Here is a 19256-nt window from a genome sequence, read left to right on the forward strand (position 1 = left end):
ATGAGTCGGCGAAGCACTGAGGCCCGATCCGGCCATGGTGTCTACGCTGGGTGTGTAGTCGGGCAGTCGCCGCCGGGCCCAGAAACCGGCGGCCCAACCAGCCGAGGAATCCCGTGAGTGACACCCCATTCGGTTTCGGCCTTCCGCCGGAGGAGCCGGAAGACGGCGACGAGGGCAAGAAGAAGGACCAGCAGGGCGGTGGCGGTCAGGGACCGGCCGGCCCCTTTGGATTCGGGTTCCCGGGCCTGCCCGGCGCGGGCGGACCGGGCGGCGAGGGCGGGGACAACCCGTTCGCGGCCATGTTCGGCTCCATGAATCCGAACGATCTGGGGGCGGCCTTCCAGCAGCTCGGCCAGATGCTCTCCTACGAGGGCGGGCCGGTGAACTGGGACATGGCCAAGGACATCGCCCGCCAGACCGTCTCGCAGGGCACGCAGGACGGCGTCAAGGACACCAGCGTGGGCCCCGCCGACCGCACAGCGGTCGAGGAGGCCGTGCGCCTGGCCGACCTGTGGCTGGACGACGCGACGTCGCTGCCTTCGGGCGCGCACTCGGCGGTGGCCTGGAGCCGCGCCGAGTGGGTCGAGGCGACCCTCCCGGTGTGGAAGGAGCTCGTCGACCCCGTCGCCGAGCGTGTCGGCATGGCCATGGGCGACGTACTGCCCGAGGAGATGCAGGCCATGGCGGGCCCTCTGATCGGCATGATGCGCTCCATGGGCGGCGCCATGTTCGGCCAGCAGATCGGGCAGGCCATCGGTGTCCTCGCGGGCGAGGTCGTCGGGTCCACGGACATCGGCCTGCCCCTGGCCCCGGCCGGCAAGGCCGCGCTGCTGCCGCTGAACGTCGAGGCCTTCGGCAAGGACCTCGGGGTCCCGCAGGAGGAGGTCCGCCTCTACCTGGCGCTGCGCGAGGCCGCTCACCAGCGGCTGTTCTCGCACGTGCCGTGGCTGCGCTCGCACCTGTTCGGCGCAGTCGAGGGGTACGCGCGCGGGATCAAGGTCGACACCTCGAAGCTGGAGGACGTGGTCGGGCAGTTCGACCCGCAGAACCCCGAGCAGATCCAGGAAGCACTCCAGCAGGGCATGTTCCAGCCGGAGGACTCCCCGGAGCAGAAGGCCGCTCTGGCCCGCCTGGAGACGGCTCTCGCGCTCGTCGAGGGCTGGGTCGACGCGGTGGTCCATGCGGCCGCGAAGCCGCGCCTGTCGTCCGCCGACGCGCTGCGCGAGACGCTGCGCCGCCGCCGCGCGACCGGCGGCCCCGCGGAGCAGACGTTCGCGACGCTGATCGGTCTGGAGCTGCGTCCGCGGCGCCTGCGTGACGCCTCGCGCCTGTGGGCCTCGCTCACGGACGCGCGCGGTGTGGACGGGCGTGACGGCCTGTGGGCACACCCGGACATGCTGCCGACGGCGTCCGATCTGGACGACCCGGACGGTTTCGTGCACCGCGACGAGCAGTTGGACTTCTCCGAGCTCGACAAGATGCTCGGTGAGGCCGCGAGCGGCCGCTCCACCGAGAAGCCGGACCTGAAGAAGGACGAGGACGACAAGGGCGAGGGCGACTCCGACAAGTGAGCCTGTACGACGACACGGTCCTCGTGCTCAAGAGCTACGAGGACCAGCCGGAACTTCGCCAGGCCTACCTGGACCATCTGTCGGAGCACGGTGCCGACGGCCTGTGGAAGCCCTGCACCGCGGGGCACATCACGGCGAGCGCCCTGGTCGTCGACCCCACGCGCGGGCGCGTGCTGCTCACGCTCCACAAGAAGCTGCAGATGTGGCTTCAGATGGGTGGGCACTGCGAGCAGGGCGACCCGACTCTGCGGGCCGCGGCCCTGCGCGAGGCGACGGAGGAGTCGGGCATCCCCGGCCTCACGCTCCTCGCAGGCGGCCCGGTCCGCCTGGACCGGCACCCGATTCCGGGGCCGTGCACCCAGCACCTGGACGTGCAGTACGCGGCGCTCGCCCCGGCGGACGCCACGGAAGCGATCAGCGACGAGTCCCTGGACCTGCGCTGGTTCGGCTACGACGAGGTGGCGGACGTCGCCGACGCCTCTGTCGTCCGCCTGGTGGAGGCCACGCGGGCACGGCTCTAGAGAGGCACAGGTAAGGGGCGAGCGCCATGGGCGCTCGCCCCTTACCTGTGTGCCTGTACGTGGATGCGCGCCCTTCTAGCTCCAGACGTTGCCCTGGTTCTGGCCGCGGGCGCCCTGCTGCCCCACTCCGTACTGCGCGGCGAGGCCCCCGCCGACCGCCGCGTGCTGCGGCGGCAGCAGCTCGCTGGGCTGGACCAGCGCGTAACCGCTGCCCATGAAGCTGAGCTCCCAGCCCTCGCCGGTGTTGCCCCGACGCCGCATGACGCCGGACGAATGCGTCTGCGCCTGCATCTGCACCCGGAGTCCGGTGGACCAGGCGACGATGGCGTCCGCGTCGGCGTTGACGTACTGGTCGGGCGTGACCTGGAGCATCAGCGGCTGGCCGGATGTCATCAGCGCGACCTTGCCGTGCCCGGTGATGTTGAGCTGGTACTTGCCGGAGCCGGAGATGCCGAACTGGCTGTCCACGGCGACGACTTCGTGGTGCAGCGAGGAGTCCATCGCCAGCACGTAGCTGCTGTCGACGGTCAGGCCGTCCTGTTCGACATCCACTACGTGGATGTACTGGGCGAGGTTCGCCAGGTAGACGGTGCCCTGCCCGTGGCAGCGCATCAGGCTGAGGCCCTCGCCGGTGTGCGCGCGGGCGCGCTGCTGTCCGGACGTCTGGTACTCACCGTCGAACTCCATCAGCCCCTGGTAGGCGACCATCGCGCCCTTGCGGGCGAGGATGTCGTCGTGACCTTCCAGGGCGACCCGCAGCATCTGCGGGTTCTGCACCGTGTAGCGCTCCTGGGTCTGCTGCTCGGTGTGCGCGAAAAGCGGACTCTGCATGGTGTTGTTCGCTCCCCCTCAGCCCCGGACTCGGAGGCGGTCGGTGCTGTCCTCACTGGGCTGTACGACGACGATGCCTTCGCCGGAGAAGCCCATCTGGTAGGCCTCGCCGCTGCCGCGCCCGATGAGCGAGCCGGCCCTGAAGCTGCGCTTGCCCTTCACCTTCAGGCTCGGCGACCAGGCGATGAGCGCGTCGGGGTCCACGTAGGTCTCGTCCTCGCCGCGGCCGCAGTCGACCACGATGGGGGTACCGCGGGAGGTCAGCGCGACGTGTCCCTGGCCCCCGACCGTGATGTTCCACAGGCCCTGACCCGTGAACTTGGCGAGCCCCTTGACGCGCTCGACGCCCCACTGGAGGTGCGCGTCGAAGGCGAGGAGGTTGGTGCCGTTGACGGAGATCGACTCGCCACCGAGGTTGATGACGACGACGTCGGCGCCATAGTCGGCGAGGTAGAGCAGGCCGTCACCTGAGCACTTCATGAGAGGCGCTCCCTCGCCCGTGATCCAGTCACGGGCGACCTGGCGGACGGCGGGCGGGTTGGGCTCGTACTGGACGAAGCCTTCGTAGGCGACCATCGAGCCCACGCGCGCGAAGAGGTCGTTTCCGGTCTGCATGGCGACCTTCAGCATGTTGCTGCCGTGGTTCTCCATGCGGGTGGCTACCGGGGTCGGGGCGAAGCCCGCGAGTGGTTGGTTCATGACGGGCTCCCTCAGACCTCGTACGGCTGGACGACGATGAAGTTGCCGGGTGCGCCCCGGAACTGCAGGTTGACGCCTTCGCCGCTGTCACCCGGATAGGCGTTGCGGCGCATGCGGACCTGGTTGGAGACGATCGCCTGCGCGGCCGCGGACCAGGCCACGACGGCGTTGGAGTCGGCGAACGTGGTGGGCGTGACCGGCAGCACGACGGGCGTGCCGTGGGTCTTCACGACGACCGTTCCGGTGCCCTGGAACTGGAGCACGAACAGAGCGCCTCCGGGGATGCCGTGCCCTTCGATCCTGCGCACTTCGTGCTGCAGGCTCTCGTCGAACGCGAGGACGTTCTCCGCGGAGACGCAGATCGAGTCGCCCTGGAGCTCAATGGGATGCACGTGGGTGGCCTCTTCCGCGAAGAAGACCTGGCCGCGGCCGGAGCAACGCATCAGCTGCATCTCCTGGCCCGTGGCGTTGCCCACGATGCGGCCCGCGAACCCGGCGCCCTTGTAGCTGAACTCGACCTTGCCCTGGTAGAGCACCATGCTGCCCTGGCGGGCGAGGACGGGCTGGTCACCGGCGGCTCCGAGGTCGACCCGGATCAGCTTCTTGTTCTGGAGCGTCCAGCGCTGCCCTGTGGGAGCCTCACGGAACTTCTCCAGGGCGGCGGCCACGCCCGGCGCGGCGGCCTGCTGCGGGATGCCCTGCGGCGCACCCTGCGGGGAGGGAGCGGCCGGGGGCTGACCGAAGACCGGCTGTGCAGGGGGCGTCTGGGGCTGCTGCCCGAAGCCCTGCGGAGCGGGCTGCGTCTGGGGCTGCTGGTCGTAGCCGGGTGGCAGCGATGCGCCGCCCTGACCGGGGACCTGGCCGAACTGCGGCTGCTGGGGCGGCTGCTGGCCGAACGGGCTCGGAGCGCTCGGCGCCGGGGGCGGCGGCGGGACCGTGCCTGGTGGCGTGGCCAGCGGGGCGGCGATGGTGGGCGCCGCGTGCACCGAAGGAGCGGGGGCCGGCGGGGGCGTGGGTGCCGGCGCCGGGGCGACGTTCTGCGGCACCGGGTCGGGCGCCGGAGCGGGCGCGGGCGGGGCAGGCGCGGGCGCTGCCGGGGCCGCGAAGGACGGCGGCGCGGCGGCCTGGGCGGGAGGCGCGAAGCTGGGGGCCTCGGACTGCTGTGGTGCGGCGGCGGGCTCCTCCTCCGCGACCTCGCCTCCGAAGTTCTTCAGCAGCGCATCCAGGCCCCCGTCGAAGCCCTGCCCGACAGCGGCGAACCGCCATACGTCCTTCAGATAGAAATCGCCCAGCATCACCGCACGCTCGGTGGAGAACTCACCACCCTGGAAGGAATATCGCGCGACTTCCTCACCACCGGCGACGATACGGATGTATCCGGGAGCGACCTGCGACATCTGCCCCGCACCGTCGATGGTCGCGGTGAACGCAAGCTTTTGGATGTTCGCGGGGATCTTGTCGAGTGTGACGCGGAAGGACTCCGTGTCGCCGGCCTGTGTGCCGAGCAGCTGGACGGATTCCTCGGGAGTTTTCGGCTGGTTGAAGAAGACGAAGTACCGGTCGTCGGACAACCGCTCCTCGGCGTCGAGGCCGAAGCAGCTGATGTCGAAGCTCAATCCGGGGCCGGTGATCTGTACACCCACGTACAGATCCGTGCCTGCGGTGAGGTCACTGATCTTGGCCTTGTGGCCGCGTTGGAATTCCCTGGCCATACGTAACGACCGTCCCCCATCCCGATGGTGATTGCGTCGCGCCAGGCTATCCGCAAACACTGACAGTGAGAGAAGTCGGTACACCCCTGGTACAGAAGTCGCGCTGAAAGGCGATCAGTCGCCGCGGGCGGCGGGCAGATGCGGGAGCCGGTCGGCCGCGACCACTCCTTCGAGGTACCCGCGCGCCCGCTCCGTGCGTGGATACGCCTCCAGGAGCCTCCAGAACCGCGGCCCGTGACCGGGGACCAGCAGGTGCGCGAGCTCATGGATGAGTACGTAGTCCACGACGTACTCGGGCATGCCCTGCAGCCGGTGGGAGAGCCGGATACTGCCTTCCGCCGGAGTGCACGAACCCCACCGGGTGTTCTGGTTCGTGACCCACCGCACCGAAGCGGGGCGGGCCTTCCCCTCGAGGTACTGGTCCGACAGACGCTCGGCGCGGTCCGCCAGCTCTGTGTCGCCGAGCACCCGCTTGCTCTCCTGCGCGGCGAGCTTGTCGAGCATGACGCCCACCCAGCGCTTCTCCTCGGCCTCCGACATGCGCGCCGGGATGAGCACCACGGTGCGATCACCCTCTCGGTACGCGGAGACGGTCCTGCGACGCCGGGAGCTTCTGCGCACCTCGACCGCGCTCGCCCCCAGGCCGCCTGCGGGCGGGCTGGTCGTGCTGCGCTGCGTGTTCGTGGCACGGTGCAGTGGGTCGGCGGACACGCCCCGACGTTACCCGCTGGACCGGGCGGAAGTCCCGCCTCCGGAAGTCTTCGGTGCGGCCCCGAAACCCACCCCTCGATTAGTACGACTATCACCCACAGCCTGTGGACAACTTTCCGCACGACTCCGGCCGTCCGGGCATGCTGGCGGTCGATCGACGGGAACGACGCCATCGGCACAGTACGGGGGACAGCCATGCATCCGATCCTGAAGCCGGCCCTGCGGCGCGGCTGGCACGACCTGAACACGGTGCAGTTCGGGCTCACGCCGGCGCACGCGGTGGTACTCGGCCCGGTCGACACGGCCACCGGCAGCTTCCTGACGCTGCTCGACGGCACCCGCGGGGTCCCGCTCCTGCGGGAAGAGGCCCAGAAGATGGGCCTTCCGGACGGTCACGTGGACGCGCTCCTGGAGCGGCTGAGCGGAGCGGGACTCCTCGACGACGCGACCGGCGGCGGCAGCCCCGGCGCTGAACTGCGCAAACAGAAGCGCGCGATGGATCGGCTCCGCCCCGACCACGCCGCCTTGACCGTCACGACATCGGAACCGGCCGAAGCGATACTGAAGTTGACCGCCCGGCGCGCGATGCGGGTCCAGGTGAGAGGTGCCGGGCGAGTGGGCGCGGTCATCGCCTCGGTGCTCGCGTCTGCGGGTGTCGGCCATGTCGATGTGCGGGACGGCGGATGCGTCGAGCCTTGGGACGTGGCACCGGGCGGGCATCCGGTGGAGGCGACGGGCGAGCGCCGGGACGTGTCCGCACGGCGGGTGGTGCGCTCGATGGCGCCGGCCAGGCCACCGCGCCCCGACCGGCGCAGTTCGGCCCCTGCGCACCTGTCGGAGCCGGATCCCGAAGAGCCCCCGCTCTCCCTCGTGATCATTGCTCCGCGTGACGGACTCGCGGTCCACTCCCCCGACCCGGCCGCGGTCGAGGACCTACTGGAGACCGGCATTCCCCACCTGTACGCGGGCGTCGTCGAGGCCACCGGCGTGGTCGGGCCGCTGGTGCTGCCCGGCGGGACGGGCTGCGCACACTGTCTGCTCCTCGGGCGCACGGACCGCGATCCGACCTGGCCCCGGCTGCTCGCCCAGTGGAGTTCGGGGCATGTCGGCCGTCAGGTGCAGGCCTGTGACCTGGGCCTTGCCACAGCTGTCGCGGGCCTCGCCGCGGCACATGGACTGGCCTTCCTCGACGGCGAGTTGCCGTCGAGCACGGGGGCGCGCTGGGAGGCGGCCGCGCCGGGCCTGGACTGGCACGCCCGGCCGGTGTGGCCACATCCACAGTGTCCGTGCGGTGCGGGTGAGAGAGGTAACGGGCAGGAGGTCTCCGAGGACGCCGTGCCGCACGACACAATGGCGGGGTAGACCATGGCTGTCGGCACCACGGCACCCGGGCATGCGCGGCATGACTGTTCGGCACTTGGAGGGGTACATGTCTGATCTTCCCCGGAAGGCGGTTACCCGTACCGCCAAGCTGGCAGCGCTGCCGATCGGCTTCGCGGGCCGCGCGACCTGGGGCATCGGCAGACGCATCGGCGGCAAGTCCGCCGAGATCGTCGGGCGGGAACTGCAGCAGCGCACGGCGGATCAGCTGTTCAAGGTGCTCGGCGAACTCAAGGGCGGGGCCATGAAGTTCGGGCAGGCGCTGTCCGTCTTCGAGTCCGCCCTCCCGGAGGACATCGCGGGCCCGTACCGCGCCGCCCTGACGAAGCTCCAGGAAGCCGCGCCTCCGATGCCGACCCGCACCGTGCACGCGGTCCTCGGCGAGCGGCTCGGCGAGCAATGGCGCGACCTGTTCGTCGAGTTCGAGGACAAACCCTCGGCCGCCGCGTCGATCGGGCAGGTGCATCGCGCCGTGTGGCACGACGGCCGCGAGGTCGCCGTGAAGGTGCAGTACCCGGGCGCGGGCGAGGCCCTGCTGTCGGACCTCGGTCAACTGAGCCGCTTCGCACGCCTGTTGGGCCCGCTCGTCCCGGGAATGGACATCAAGCCGCTCATCGCCGAATTGCGCGACCGGGTTTCCGAGGAGCTGGACTACGCGCTGGAGGCGCAGGCCCAACAGGCACACGCGGACGAGTTCGACGACGACGCCGATGTCGTGGTGCCGCACGTGGTGCACCAGAGCGAGCAGGTGCTGGTGACGGAGTGGATCGACGGAACACCGCTCGCCGAGATCATCGACAACGGCAGCGAGGACGAGCGCGATCGCGCGGGTCAGCTACTGGCCCGCTTCCTGTTCTCGGGGCCCGCGCGCACGGGCCTGCTGCACGCGGATCCCCATCCGGGCAATTTTCGACTGCTGCCGGACGAGAAGGGCGGCTGGCGCCTCGGCGTCCTCGACTTCGGCACGGTCGACCGGTTGCCCGGCGGCCTGCCCGAGCCGATCGGTGTCTCCCTGCGCAGAACGCTCGACGGCGAGGCGGAGGCGATCTACGAGCTGCTCTGCGAAGAGGGCTTCGTCAAGGAGTCGATCGACCTCGAACCGGGCGCGGTGCTCGACTACTTGCTGCCGATCATCGAGCCGGCCCGCGTCGACGCCTTCACGTTCACCCGCTCCTGGATGCGCAATCAGGCGGCCCGGATCGCCGACCCCCGCTCCCCCGCCCATCAACTGGGCAAGCAGCTCAACCTGCCGCCTTCGTACCTGCTGATACATCGGGTGACGCTCAGCACGATCGGGGTGCTGTGCCAGCTCGGGGCCACCGTGCGACTGCGGGACGAACTGGAGGCCTGGGTGCCGGGCTTTGCCGCCGAAGACGCGGCGCGGGACGAGGAGTGGCCGGCGGCGGAGGCCTGATCACCACCAGTCGGAGTCGAGCCGCCCCTCGATGGCCCTGATGTTCTCTCGGGCGCAGGCGTCGCAGAAGTACCGCCGGGTGCCGCCCTCGACGGAACACGTCCAGGTCAGCGGCAGTTCCCGGACTGTCGTGCCACATCGCGCGCACGCGAGGGCCTGGTGGTCGGGCTGCTGTGCGGAGTCCCCGCCAGGAAGAGACGTCACTCGGCGACGATAACTCGATGAGCCGATGAACACCGGGCGCCACACGCCTCAGGGGCCGGTCCGGCTCGGACCGGCCCCCGAGGGAGCAGCCGCACTGTCGCGGCGCAGATCGACGAACCGCGGACGAACCGCGTCGACGGATCGGTTACTGCATGACGGCCATGGCGAGCGCACGCCGGGCGCGCAGCGAAGCACGCTCGGCACGGCGCTGCATCCGGCGAGCGGTGGCGAGGCGCACGGCCCTGCGTTCGCTCTCCGCCGCCCGCAGCTGTTCGTGCATATGCGCACGAGCCAGGGCTTCTGGGATGAGTTGCATCTGACGGGTCCTGTTCTGGCGCGACTCGTTCGCGCCGGCGGTGGTGAAGTCTGGGATCGCAGAGCCCACGGGCTCGCTCGTGGACGGCTTCATCGGGGCCTGCTTCTTGGGGTCGTGCGTCACGGGGCGGTCGATCGTTCCGGGGGTGTTCATGCCACGACCGGGTTCTTGCGCGGACGGCCACGCGGCCGCTTCCGGGCGACGACAACGCCCTGGACGAACAGCTCGCCACCCCAGACGCCCCAGGGCTCACGCCGCTCCTTGGCGCCGGCGAGGCAGGCCTCCATCAGCGGGCAGGTACGGCAGAGGGACTTGGCGTACTCGACATCCGCCGGCGACTCCGCGAAGAAGACCTCGGGGTCATAGGCACGGCAGGGGACGGGCACGTCGAGGTTCTCGATGGCGTCGTCGAGCGCGGTGAGCGCGGTCAGCGGGTTCAAGGTGGAGTCCTCCGTGGACAGGGGCGGGGAAAGAGGGTCTGAAGGCGGTACTGACGGGGCGTGCGCTTCGAGTTGCACGGTGTCTTCTTCCTCGTCTGGTCGTCCGGCCGGTGGGCCGGGTGGCGGTGGTACCGGGTTCTTTTCTTGTCCCGAGGCCCCTTCGCTCTGGTTCCTCGGAAGATCGCTGGATCTTCCGGGCAAACAGAAGGGCCGCGGATCCCGGGTGGGGTTCCGCGGCCCTGAAGGCGCCTGCCTGATCTCGTCAGGCTGGATCACTCCAGGGTTTGAGCCCACGGAAGGCCCACATCGTGTGGTGCTGCGTCGTCTGCTTCCGGAATCCGGCACCGGCCGCCGCAAGGGCATAGGCGTGAGCCTGCGCCGTCGCTACTGCTTCCGGTGCCTTCGTCGGTCGCTCATTGCGCTCGCGGATGGGAAGACCCGCGAGGGACGTGCCGAACTCCGGACGCATGGCGGAGATGCCAGACAGACCGGTGCCCAGGTTCGAGGAGCCGAGCAGGCAGGAAGCGACGACCGAGCGATCGGTCATTTTGGCGGTGCTGATGGAGCTGGCGTTGATGCTGATCACTGGAATCGCCTCCTCTCGGCGTCTCGGGGGATCGGTGCGAACCGATCCGACGGCATTCAAGTACAACACGGAACCAGGGCCTCCGAGAAGGCCTCTGCTTTCGTGCTTAAGAACCTATGGGGATTGTTGGGGCATGCGCAAACTATTTTTTCGACGAGTTTGCATCAGCCGTCCCCCGCCTCGTCGTCGAACTGATCACCAATCGTCTGACCTGCACAAATAGCCAGAACATCGGATCCGTACGTCCGAAACTTCCGGCGCCCGACGCCCGGGATGCGGGACAGTTCCGCCGCGTCCTCGGGGGCGGACTCGGCGATGGCGATCAAGGTCTTGTCCGTGAAGACGCAGAACGCGGGCTGGCCGAGGCCCGCCGCCGTGCGACCGCGCCACTCGATCAGTCGCTCGTACAGCCCCTCGTCCATGTCCGACGGGCAGTCCTCACAGCGCATCAGCTTCATCTCGGCGGCCTCGAGGGTTCGCCCGCACACGCGGCAGCGGGCCACCTTCCGGTCGCCCCTGGGGCGTGTGGTGCCGGGCGACTCGCGGGTGCCCGCAGGGGTTCCGAACTCGATGCCGCCACGCCCGACACTCGCCCCGCGCCCCGCCGAACCCGTCGACCCCGGCCGCAGCCCGTCGAGGAACCGGCTCGGCCTGCGGTTGGGACGGCCGCCCGGCGAGCGGGACAGCGCCCAGGAGAGGCCGAGATGGCGCCGCGCGCGGGTCACCCCGACGTACAGGAGTCGCCGCTCCTCCTCGATCTGCTCGTCGGTCTTGGCGTAGGTGATCGGCATCATGCCCTCGGCGAGGCCGACCAGGAACACCGCGTCCCACTCGAGGCCCTTCGCCGCGTGCAGGGAGGCGAGCGTGACGCCCTCCACGGTGGGGGCGTGCTGCGCGCTCGCCCGCGCGTCGAGTTCCGCCACGAACGCGCTCAGTGTCGCGGTGGGCTCGGCTCTCGCGAGGTCTCCCGCGAGCCGGGCGATGGCAGCGAGCGACTCCCATCGGTCGCGCGTGGCACCGGATCCCGCGGGCGGCTCGGTGGTCCAGCCCGCGCCGGACAGGACGGCCCTGACCTGGGAGGGCAGATCAACGGCCTCGTCGAGTCCCGCGTCGTTGTCGCCGAAACGGGCCGCCGCGCGCAGTTCGTGGTGTGCCTTGCGCACCTCGGCCCGCTCGAAGAAGCGCTCGGCGCCGCGCAGCTGATAGGGCACACCCGCGTCGGCGAGGGCCTGTTCGTAGATCTCCGAGTGTCCGTTCGTCCGGAACAGGATCGCGATCTCGCCGGCCGACACTCCGGAGTCGATCAGCTGCCGGATACGGCCGGCGGCGCCTTCGGCCTCGGCGGGCTCGTCGGCGTACTCGACGTAGACCGGCTCGGGGCCCGCCTCGCGCTGCGAGATCAGTTCCAGTCGGTGCTCGGCGGCGCGACCGCTCGCTCGGGTCAGGACCCCGTTGGCAAGGTGCACGACCTGGGGCGAGGAGCGGTAGTCGCGGACCAGCTTGACGACGGTGGCACCGGGATGGCGCGTGCGGAAGTTGAGCAGGTGGTCGGGGGTGGCCCCGGTGAAGGAGTAGATCGTCTGGCTGGCGTCACCGACGACGCAGAGGCTGTCGCGCTCGCCGAGCCACAGGTCGAGCAGGCGCTGCTGGAGCGGGCTGACGTCCTGGTACTCGTCGACGACGAAGTGCTGGTACTGGGCGCGGACCTGCTCGGCGATGTCCTGCCGGTCCTGGAGGATGCCCACGGTGAGCAGCAGGACGTCCTCGAAGTCGATGACGGTGCGGTCCCGCTTGAGGGTTTCGTACGCGGAGTAGATCTGGGCGATCTCCGCGGGAAGTCGGGGCGCTTCACGGCCTGCCTTGTGCACCGCCGCGGCGTAGTCACCGGGGACGGTCTGTGTGACCTTGGACCACTCGATCTCCGCGGTCACGTCGCGCAGCTCGCCTCGGTCCAGGCGCAGGCGCGAGGCAGCCGCGGCGTCGGCGACGAGCTGGATCTTGCGGTCGACGAGCCGGGGCAGCTCCCCGCCGACCGCCTTGGGCCAGAAGAACTGGAGCTGGCGCAGGGCGGCGGAGTGGAAGGTGCGGGCCTGCACGCCCACGGCGCCGAGCTGCCTGAGCCGGCCGCGCATCTCACCGGCGGCACGGTTGGTGAAGGTGACGGCGAGGACGGAATTGGGCTGGAGGATCCCCGCGCGGACGCCGTACGCGATGCGATGGGTGATCGCCCGCGTCTTGCCCGTGCCCGCGCCCGCGAGCACACACACCGGACCGTGCAGGGCCGTCGCCACGGCGCGCTGCTCGGGGTCGAGCCCCTCGAGCACCGCGTCGGCAGATTCCGGGACCTGCGGGAACAGGGTGGAGTGCGTTGCTGCTGTCACCCCGCCATGCTGCCAGGTCCGCGGGGGCAGATGCGTCGCGTTGTCCACAGGTGCCGACCGTTAGTCGTATCAATGCGTTCGACGTGCGGGAATGGGCGCCGGGTCACGTACGTTCGACTCATTGCGAACACGCACCCCCAGCCACCGAAGGAGCGCGAGGAAATGCCGGGCACTGTGACGATGTACAGCACCACTTGGTGCGGCTACTGCCAGCGGCTGAAGAAGCAGATGGACCGTGAGGGCATCGGGTACACCGAGGTCAACATCGAGCACGACCCGGAGTCCGCGGCCTTCGTCGAGACGGCGAACGGCGGGAACCAGACGGTCCCCACGCTCCTCGTGGTGTCCGACAGCGGCGCCGAGTCGGTCATGACCAATCCGTCGCTGGCCCAGGTCAAGCAGGCCATGGCTGCCTGAGCCGCCCTGCCCTGAGCGAATGGCCCCCGCCCGCCGACGGGTACGGGGGCTTTCCGCTGTCCGAAGGTCGGCAGGACCGCAGAGGGATCACAGTGCGTCGCTGGGCTTCGGCAGGGGCTTGCCGTACCACAGCTCGATCAGCCGGGCCGCGATCGAGATCCCGTAGGGAGGCATGACCTCACCGGAGTCGAAGGCGGACCGCAGGTCCTCGCGGGAGAACCAGCGCGCCTCGTGGATCTCGTCACCGTCCACGTTGATCTCGAAGGACGTGGCGTGCGCCATGAAGCCCAGCATCAGGCTGGACGGGAACGGCCAGGGCTGGCTGGCGACGTACTCGACGTCACCGACGACGACACCCGCCTCCTCGAAGACCTCGCGCCGCACCGACTGCTCGATGGACTCGCCGGGCTCGACGAAGCCGGCGAGCGTCGAGAAGCGTCCTTCGGGCCAGTGCACCTGTCGGCCGAGCAGGATGCGGTCCTGCTCGTCCGTGACGGCCATGATCACGGCCGGGTCGGTGCGCGGGTAGTGCTCGGCTCCACAGGCCTGGCAGCGGCGGATGTGGCCCGCGGCGGCGATGACGGTGCGTTCGCCGCAGCGGGAGCAGAAACGGTGCAGGCGCTGCCAGTTCTCCAGGGCGACGGCGTGCACCATGAGGCCCGCGTCCCGCTGGGAGAGGAGCATCCCCGCCTCGCGCAGGCCGGCCGGGCGCGCGGACTGGTCCATGCGCCCGGGAAGCGTGTCCTTCTGGAGCGCGAAGTAGCTCACGCCGTCCTCGTCGGTGCCCAGGAAGTACCGATGCGCCTCGGTGAGGGGCGCTTCGAAGGCCGGGGTCATGACCAGTTCCGTCGTGCCGTCCGGTGTCTCGTCGACGAGCGCCTGACCACCCGAGACCACGAAGACGCGGGTCGTGGGGTGGCTCCACGCGGCGGCGAGCCAGGCCTCGTCGAGGCGGTGGTGCGCCGCGCGGTCGACTCCGCTCGGCGCGGAGAGCGAGAGGGGTCGCGTGGCGGCGAGGTCGGCGGTTCGGTCGGTCCAGGTGGTCACGAGTGCTTCCAACTCCCCCGGTGGAATGGGTGGTTCGGCGGGCGGTTCGGCGAGGTGGGTGCGGGCGCGTCAATCAGTGTGCATCTGCCCAGCTCTCCGCGAGGTCGCCCCATAGATAGGCGGTTGTTTCGACACCCTTCATAAGGAGGTCGAGTTCGACCTTCTCGTTGGGGGCGTGCCAGCCGTCGGAGGGCACGGAGATGCCCAGGAAGAGCACCGGGGCGTCGAGGACGTCCTGGAGGTCGGCAGCGGGCCCCGAGCCGCCCTCGCGCGTGAAGCGGATCTTCTGCTCGAAGGCCTTCCCCATGGCGCGTACGACGGACTTCAACGCCGGGTGGTCGAGCGGTGTGAGGCAGGGGCGGGTGGCTGCCCCGAAGGTGACCGTGTGACGGATCCCCGCGGGCAGTTGCTCGGCGACCCAGGCGGTGACGGCCTTCTCGATGTGGTCCGGATCCTGCCCGGCGACCAGTCGGAAGGAGAGCTTGAGCATCGCGGAGGACGGCACGATCGTCTTGCCGCCGGGGCCCTGATAGCCACCGCCGATCCCGTTGACCTCGGCGGTGGGGCGGGCCCAGATGCGCTCCAGGGTGCTGTGACCGGCCTCTCCGTAAGTGGCGCGGGACTTCGCCGTGCGCAGCCACTGCTCCTCGTCGAACGGAAGCTCCGCGAAGAGCTCGCGCTCCCGGTCGGTGAGCTCCACGATCCCGTCGTAGAAGCCGGGGACGGCCACGCGCGCATGCTCGTCGTGCAGCGCGGCCACGAGGCGGGCGGCCGCGGTCGCCGGGTTCGGGACGGCGCCGCCGAACGAGCCGGAGTGGATGTCCTGGTCGGGTCCGTACAGCTCGATCTCGCAGTCGGCGAGGCCACGCATGCCGGTGCACACCGTGGGGGTGTCCTCGGACCACATGCCGGTGTCGGAGACGATCACGGCGTCCGCGGCCAGGCGCTCCTTGCGCTCTTCCACGAGGGCACGGAAGTGCGGGGAACCCGATTCCTCCTCGCCTTCGATGAGGAACTTGAGGTTGACCGCCGGTGCAGTGCGGCCGGTCGCAGCCAGGTGGGCGCGTACGCCAAGGGTGTGGAAGAACACCTGTCCCTTGTCGTCGGCCGCTCCGCGCGCGTGGAGGCGGTTCCCGACGACGACCGGTTCGAAGGGGTCGGTGTCCCAGCCGTCCTCGCGGGCGGCGGGCTGCACGTCGTGATGCCCGTAGACGAGGACCGTGGGGGCCTCGGGGTCGCCCGAGGGCCACTCGGCGAACACGGCGGGGGCGCCGGGCGTCTCCCACACCTCCGTGGTCGGGAAGCCGGTCCCGGAGAGTTTCGCGGCGAGCCAGTCGGCGCTGCGCCGCACGTCCGGTGCGTGGTCGGGCTGGGCGGACACGGACGGGATCCGCAGCCACGCGGCGAGGTCGTCGAGGAACGCCTCACGGTGGTTCTCGACGTACGCACGGACTGTGCTGACGGCAGTGTCAACGGGCTTGCTCATGGTCACGAGCCTATCCGCCCGCCCGAACGTGTTCGTCCGGCGGTTCCTCCACGGGCTCCGCCGACTGCTGCGGGTCCTCCAGCAGTAGCCGCTCCAGCTCCTCCCGGCCGGGCAGCCGACGCGGCCGGACCGTCTCCCCGGTGCGTACGTACAGGAAGGCGGCACTCACCGCCTCCAGGGGCACGCCCTGCTGCTCGGCCCAGGCGAGCCGGTAGACAGCCAGCTGGAGAGGGTCGGCGGACTTCCGGTGGGCCGTCTTCCAGTCCACGATCTCGTACGTCGCCTCGTCGCCGTCGCCCTCCTTGTAGACGGCGTCGATCCGCCCGCGGACGACGCGGCCCGCGATGGCCAGCTGGAAGGACGTCTCGACCCGGTAGGGAGAGCGATCGGCGTACGGGGTGCGCTCGAAGGCTTCCTTGAGTGCCTCCAAGTCGCGCTCGTCCTCGATCTCGGCATCGCTGCCCGGCAGCTCCTCCGGGTCGAGCATGGGCAGCCGCAGCTCTTCGAAGCGCGCCTCGATCCAGGCGTGGAACCGGGTGCCCCTGCGGGCCGCCGGCTGCGGCGGCTGGGGCATGGGGCGGGCGAGTTCCTGGGCGAAGGCGTCCGGGTCGGCGGCCATCCGCAGCAGCTGGGACGCGGTGAGCGTGTGCGGGACGGGAACGTCGCGCACGGCGGCGCGGGCGCGCAACAGCTCGCCGGTCAGCGCGTCGAGGTCGCGGTCCCAGGAGGCGATGGTGCGCGCCTCCTCCGGGGTGAGCTCCGATTCCGGGGCGGGGGCGGGATGCGGCACGACCGGGGCCGCTCGCTCGGGCTCGGTCACGCGCGCGTGGGCATCGGGCGGGGGCGCGTCGTCCTGGTAGGGATCGTGGTCGCCCTCGTCCGGGACGTAGCCGTCCTCGTAGGGGTCGTAGGGCGGTTCGTCGTCCTCGGGCGGCGGGGGCCAGTCGGGGTCCTCGAAGGGCGGCTCGTCGAGGGCGGCGGGGTGGGTCTCCGTGTGGGCGTGCGCGGCCTCGGGGCCCGCGGCGCGCTCCAAGTGGGCAAGGACCGTGTGTGCGGCGGCCCGGCGCCGCGCCCGAGCCTCCTCGTCCAGCGGCAACGGCCAGGCTTGCTCGACCGAATTCTCTTGGAGGGCAGGGTTCTCCTCGTCCTCCGCCGGTTCGTCCGCCCAGGCCTCGATCTCGCCGTGGCCTGCTGCGCAGTGCTCGTACAGCGCCTGAAGGAAGTCCGACGGGCCGCGCCTGCGCTTCTGGGACGGTCCCCACCAGTGCCCGGAGCCGAGCAGCAGGGAGCGCGGGCGCGTGAACGTGACGTACCCCAACCGCAGTTCCTCGGTGTGCTGGTGGTCCTTCATATCGGCCTGGAAGGCCTTCATGCCCTTGGAGTCCCACGTCTCGATGTCGGGCAACGTAGCTCCGTCACCGCGCAGTTCGTGGGGCAGGACCTTGCCCTGCGCCGTCCACTTCTCACGGCCTTGCGTGCTCGGGAACGTGCCGTTGACGAGGCCGGGAACGGCGACGACATCCCATTCGAGGCCCTTGGACTTGTGAGCGGTGAGCACCTTCACGGTGTCCTCGCCACCAGGCAGCGCGTTGTCGAGGCCCTTCTCGTACTGCGCCGCGGTGCGCAGGAATCCGAGGAAGGCGAGCAGCGTCGCGGAGCCGTCGTTGGCCGCGAAGGACGCGGCGATGTCGAGGAAGTTGGACAGCGTCTCGCGTCGCCGGGCCGCCAACGCGTGCGGGGACGCGGAGAGTTCGACCTCAAGGCCGGTGACTGCCAGGACACGGTGCAGCACGTCCATGAGGGGGTCGGACAACGAGCGGCGCAGTTCGCGCAGTTCGGTGGCGAGCCGGGCGAAGCGCACGCGCGCGTCCGGTGAGAACGGCAGCCCGTCGTCGTCCTCTCCGGTGTCGGTCGAGGTCTCCAGGAACGTGTCGAGCGCGTCCGCCAGCGATATCACCTCGGAGGGGTCGACCCCCTCGACGGCCGCGGCCAGGCGCCGGTCCGGGTCGTCGTCCGCTCCCCCGCGCGCGTGGGAGACCAAAAAGCGTGCCCTGCGCCCGAGGAGGGCGAGGTCGCGCGGGCCGATGCGCCAGCGCGGGCCGGTCAGCAGCCGCACGAGGGAGGCGTTGGCCCCGGGGTCCTGGAGGACCTCGCACATGGCGACCAGGTCGGCGATCTCCGGGAGGTGCAACAGGCCGGAGAGGCCGACCACTTCGACCGGGATGTCGCGGGCCACCAGAGCGCCCTGGATCTCGGCGAAGTCGGTCGCGGTGCGGCACAGCACGGCGATCTCGCCCGGCGCTGTTCCGGTGGCGACGAGGTGGCCGATGGAGTCGGCGAGCCAGTCGATCTCCTCGCTGTGCGTGCTCAGGAGAGCGCAGCGCACGACGCCGTCCTCCTCGGCTCCGGGGGCGGGGCGCAGGGCCTCCACACCCGCGTGCATCGCCCGGAGCGGCTCGGCGAGCCCGTTGGCGAGGTCGAGCAGGCGGCCACCGCTGCGCCGGTTCTCACTGAGCGCGAAGCGGGTGGCCGGGCTTCCGTCCGGGTACGCGAAGTGGCTCGGGAAGTCGTCGAGGTTGGCGACGGACGCGCCGCGCCACCCGTAGATCGCCTGGCAGGGGTCGCCGACCGCGGTCACCGCGTGGCCCGTCCCCCCGCCGAAGAGACCCGCGAGCAGGATCCGCTGGGCCACCGAGGTGTCCTGGTACTCGTCGAGCAGGACCACGCGGAACTCGTCGCGCAGGATCTCGCCGACCTCGGGCCGCGTGTCGGCCAGCGTCGCCGACAGGGCGATCTGGTCACCGAAGTCGAGGAGGTCCCGCGTTCGCTTGGCCTCCCTGTAGTGCCCCACGAGCTCGGCCAGCTCCAAGCGCGCGGCGGCCGCCTCGGGCACCTTCCGCAGGTCTGCGTTGCTGAGCTTGACGCCTTCGAGGGCATGCAGCAGCTCATGGTCGTACGCGCGCAGCTTGCCGGGCTGTACGAGGTGTTCAGCCAGCTCGCCGTCCAGCGTGAGCAGGTCGCTGACCAGGTCGGCGAAGGAGCGCGTGAGGGCGGGATAGGGGCCGGGCGCTTCGCGCAGCACGCGCGCGGCGAGCTGGAAGCGGGTGGCGTCGGCGAGCAGCCGCGTCGTGGGTTCGAGCCCGATGCGCAGGCCGTGGTCGGTCAGCAGACGGCCAGCGAAGGCGTGGTACGTGGAGATCACGGGTTCGCCCGGAGGGTTGTCCGGATCGATGGCGTCGGGGTCGGTGACGCCCGCCTTGATCAGGGCCTTGCGGACGCGCTCGGCCAGTTCCCCTGCCGCTTTGTTGGTGAAGGTGAGGCCCAGGACCTGCTCGGGGGCGACCTGGCCGGTGCCGACCAGCCAGACGACGCGCGCGGCCATCACCGTCGTCTTCCCGGAGCCGGCTCCGGCCACGATCACCTGCGGGGCGGGCGGTGCGGTGATGCAGGCCGTCTGCTCCGGGGTGAACGGGATGCCCAGCAGCTCTTTGAGCTGCTCGGGGTCGGTGAGGCGTGTGGTCACCTCATCGAGGCTAACCG

17 protein-coding genes are annotated in these 19256 nt (G+C 70.6%); 5 read left to right on the plus strand and 12 right to left on the minus strand.

Annotated elements, in window-relative coordinates:
* Positions 1 to 113: 113 nt before the first annotated feature.
* Both ACFYWS_RS05010 and ACFYWS_RS05015 read left to right on the plus strand, forming a co-directional pair.
* On the plus strand, positions 114 to 1571 hold the full coding sequence (locus ACFYWS_RS05010; RefSeq protein WP_389269658.1) for a zinc-dependent metalloprotease: 1458 nt from the start codon (positions 114 to 116) through the stop codon (positions 1569 to 1571).
* Positions 1568 to 2092: an NUDIX hydrolase gene (locus ACFYWS_RS05015; RefSeq protein ID WP_389269660.1), complete on the plus strand. Its 525-nt coding sequence runs from the start codon at positions 1568 to 1570 to the stop codon at positions 2090 to 2092. Before ACFYWS_RS05010 ends, ACFYWS_RS05015 begins: the two co-directional genes overlap by 4 nt.
* Positions 2093 to 2167: 75 nt before the next feature.
* Here ACFYWS_RS05015 and ACFYWS_RS05020 read toward each other — a convergent pair whose 3' ends face one another.
* The 4 genes from ACFYWS_RS05020 to ACFYWS_RS05035 all read right to left on the minus strand — a co-directional run bounded on the left by ACFYWS_RS05020 (position 2168) and on the right by ACFYWS_RS05035 (position 6045).
* Positions 2168 to 2923: an AIM24 family protein gene (locus ACFYWS_RS05020; protein WP_389269662.1), complete on the minus strand. Its 756-nt coding sequence runs from the start codon at positions 2921 to 2923 to the stop codon at positions 2168 to 2170.
* A gap of 18 nt (positions 2924 to 2941) precedes the next feature.
* Positions 2942 to 3622, minus strand: coding sequence for an AIM24 family protein (locus ACFYWS_RS05025; RefSeq protein WP_389269664.1), 681 nt, complete (start codon positions 3620 to 3622; stop codon positions 2942 to 2944).
* Positions 3623 to 3633: 11 nt separating this feature from the next.
* Positions 3634 to 5334: a TerD family protein gene (locus tag ACFYWS_RS05030; RefSeq protein WP_389269666.1), complete on the minus strand. Its 1701-nt coding sequence runs from the start codon at positions 5332 to 5334 to the stop codon at positions 3634 to 3636.
* A 114-nt stretch (positions 5335 to 5448) separates the two neighbouring features.
* Positions 5449 to 6045: a M48 family metallopeptidase gene (locus tag ACFYWS_RS05035; protein WP_389269668.1), complete on the minus strand. Its 597-nt coding sequence runs from the start codon at positions 6043 to 6045 to the stop codon at positions 5449 to 5451.
* A gap of 195 nt (positions 6046 to 6240) precedes the next feature.
* On the opposite strand from ACFYWS_RS05035, the gene ACFYWS_RS05040 reads away from it, so the two are divergent.
* Both ACFYWS_RS05040 and ACFYWS_RS05045 read left to right on the plus strand, forming a co-directional pair.
* Positions 6241 to 7407: a TOMM precursor leader peptide-binding protein gene (locus tag ACFYWS_RS05040; RefSeq protein WP_389269670.1), complete on the plus strand. Its 1167-nt coding sequence runs from the start codon at positions 6241 to 6243 to the stop codon at positions 7405 to 7407.
* Positions 7408 to 7474: 67 nt separating this feature from the next.
* Positions 7475 to 8839, plus strand: a complete 1365-nt coding sequence (locus tag ACFYWS_RS05045) for an ABC1 kinase family protein (protein ID WP_389269672.1) — start codon at positions 7475 to 7477, stop codon at positions 8837 to 8839.
* Here ACFYWS_RS05045 and ACFYWS_RS05050 read toward each other — a convergent pair whose 3' ends face one another.
* The 5 genes from ACFYWS_RS05050 to ACFYWS_RS05070 form a co-directional block, all read right to left on the minus strand.
* On the minus strand, positions 8840 to 9043 hold the full coding sequence (locus ACFYWS_RS05050; RefSeq protein WP_389269674.1) for a hypothetical protein: 204 nt from the start codon (positions 9041 to 9043) through the stop codon (positions 8840 to 8842). It abuts the gene before it with no gap.
* A gap of 145 nt (positions 9044 to 9188) precedes the next feature.
* The gene (locus tag ACFYWS_RS05055) at positions 9189 to 9512 is read right to left on the minus strand and encodes a hypothetical protein (RefSeq protein WP_389269676.1); all 324 of its coding nucleotides are present in this window, start codon (positions 9510 to 9512) and stop codon (positions 9189 to 9191) included.
* Complete coding sequence (locus ACFYWS_RS05060) at positions 9509 to 9877, minus strand: WhiB family transcriptional regulator (RefSeq protein ID WP_389269678.1); 369 nt, start codon at positions 9875 to 9877, stop codon at positions 9509 to 9511. Before ACFYWS_RS05060 ends, ACFYWS_RS05055 begins: the two co-directional genes overlap by 4 nt.
* A gap of 184 nt (positions 9878 to 10061) precedes the next feature.
* On the minus strand, positions 10062 to 10385 hold the full coding sequence (locus tag ACFYWS_RS05065; RefSeq protein ID WP_389269680.1) for a hypothetical protein: 324 nt from the start codon (positions 10383 to 10385) through the stop codon (positions 10062 to 10064).
* Between the two features lie 164 nt (positions 10386 to 10549).
* Complete coding sequence (locus tag ACFYWS_RS05070) at positions 10550 to 12766, minus strand: ATP-dependent DNA helicase UvrD2 (RefSeq protein WP_389269682.1); 2217 nt, start codon at positions 12764 to 12766, stop codon at positions 10550 to 10552.
* 162 nt (positions 12767 to 12928) lie between these two features.
* On the opposite strand from ACFYWS_RS05070, the gene ACFYWS_RS05075 reads away from it, so the two are divergent.
* A complete protein-coding gene (locus tag ACFYWS_RS05075) occupies positions 12929 to 13183 on the plus strand; it encodes a mycoredoxin (protein WP_389269684.1) in 255 nt (84 codons plus the stop codon).
* An 87-nt stretch (positions 13184 to 13270) separates the two neighbouring features.
* Here the strand turns inward: ACFYWS_RS05075 and nudC are convergent, their stop codons facing one another.
* The 3 genes from nudC to ACFYWS_RS05090 all read right to left on the minus strand — a co-directional run bounded on the left by nudC (position 13271) and on the right by ACFYWS_RS05090 (position 19239).
* Positions 13271 to 14230, minus strand: a complete 960-nt coding sequence (nudC, locus tag ACFYWS_RS05080; RefSeq protein ID WP_389269686.1) for an NAD(+) diphosphatase — start codon at positions 14228 to 14230, stop codon at positions 13271 to 13273.
* 73 nt (positions 14231 to 14303) lie between these two features.
* Positions 14304 to 15716 carry a dipeptidase gene (locus ACFYWS_RS05085; protein ID WP_389269688.1) on the minus strand — a complete coding sequence of 471 codons (1413 nt, stop codon included), beginning with the start codon at positions 15714 to 15716 and terminating at the stop codon, positions 14304 to 14306.
* Between the two features lie 10 nt (positions 15717 to 15726).
* On the minus strand, positions 15727 to 19239 hold the full coding sequence (locus tag ACFYWS_RS05090) for an ATP-dependent DNA helicase (protein ID WP_389269690.1): 3513 nt from the start codon (positions 19237 to 19239) through the stop codon (positions 15727 to 15729).
* Between the last annotated feature and the right edge of the window lie 17 nt (positions 19240 to 19256).

Origin of the sequence: Streptomyces sp. NPDC002795, from assembly GCF_042888725.1 — a bacterium.
Lineage (GTDB): Bacteria > Actinomycetota > Actinomycetes > Streptomycetales > Streptomycetaceae > Streptomyces.

Coding starts and splice junctions, on each gene's coding strand:
- ACFYWS_RS05020 (WP_389269662.1), bottom strand. CDS start 2,923: ATGCAGAGTCCGCTTTTCGCGCACACCGAGCAGCAGACCCAGGAGCGC.
- ACFYWS_RS05025 (WP_389269664.1), bottom strand. CDS start 3,622: ATGAACCAACCACTCGCGGGCTTCGCCCCGACCCCGGTAGCCACCCGC.
- ACFYWS_RS05030 (WP_389269666.1), bottom strand. CDS start 5,334: ATGGCCAGGGAATTCCAACGCGGCCACAAGGCCAAGATCAGTGACCTC.
- ACFYWS_RS05040 (WP_389269670.1), top strand. CDS start 6,241: ATGCATCCGATCCTGAAGCCGGCCCTGCGGCGCGGCTGGCACGACCTG.
- ACFYWS_RS05045 (WP_389269672.1), top strand. CDS start 7,475: ATGTCTGATCTTCCCCGGAAGGCGGTTACCCGTACCGCCAAGCTGGCA.
- ACFYWS_RS05055 (WP_389269676.1), bottom strand. CDS start 9,512: ATGAACACCCCCGGAACGATCGACCGCCCCGTGACGCACGACCCCAAG.
- ACFYWS_RS05075 (WP_389269684.1), top strand. CDS start 12,929: ATGCCGGGCACTGTGACGATGTACAGCACCACTTGGTGCGGCTACTGC.
- ACFYWS_RS05085 (WP_389269688.1), bottom strand. CDS start 15,716: ATGAGCAAGCCCGTTGACACTGCCGTCAGCACAGTCCGTGCGTACGTC.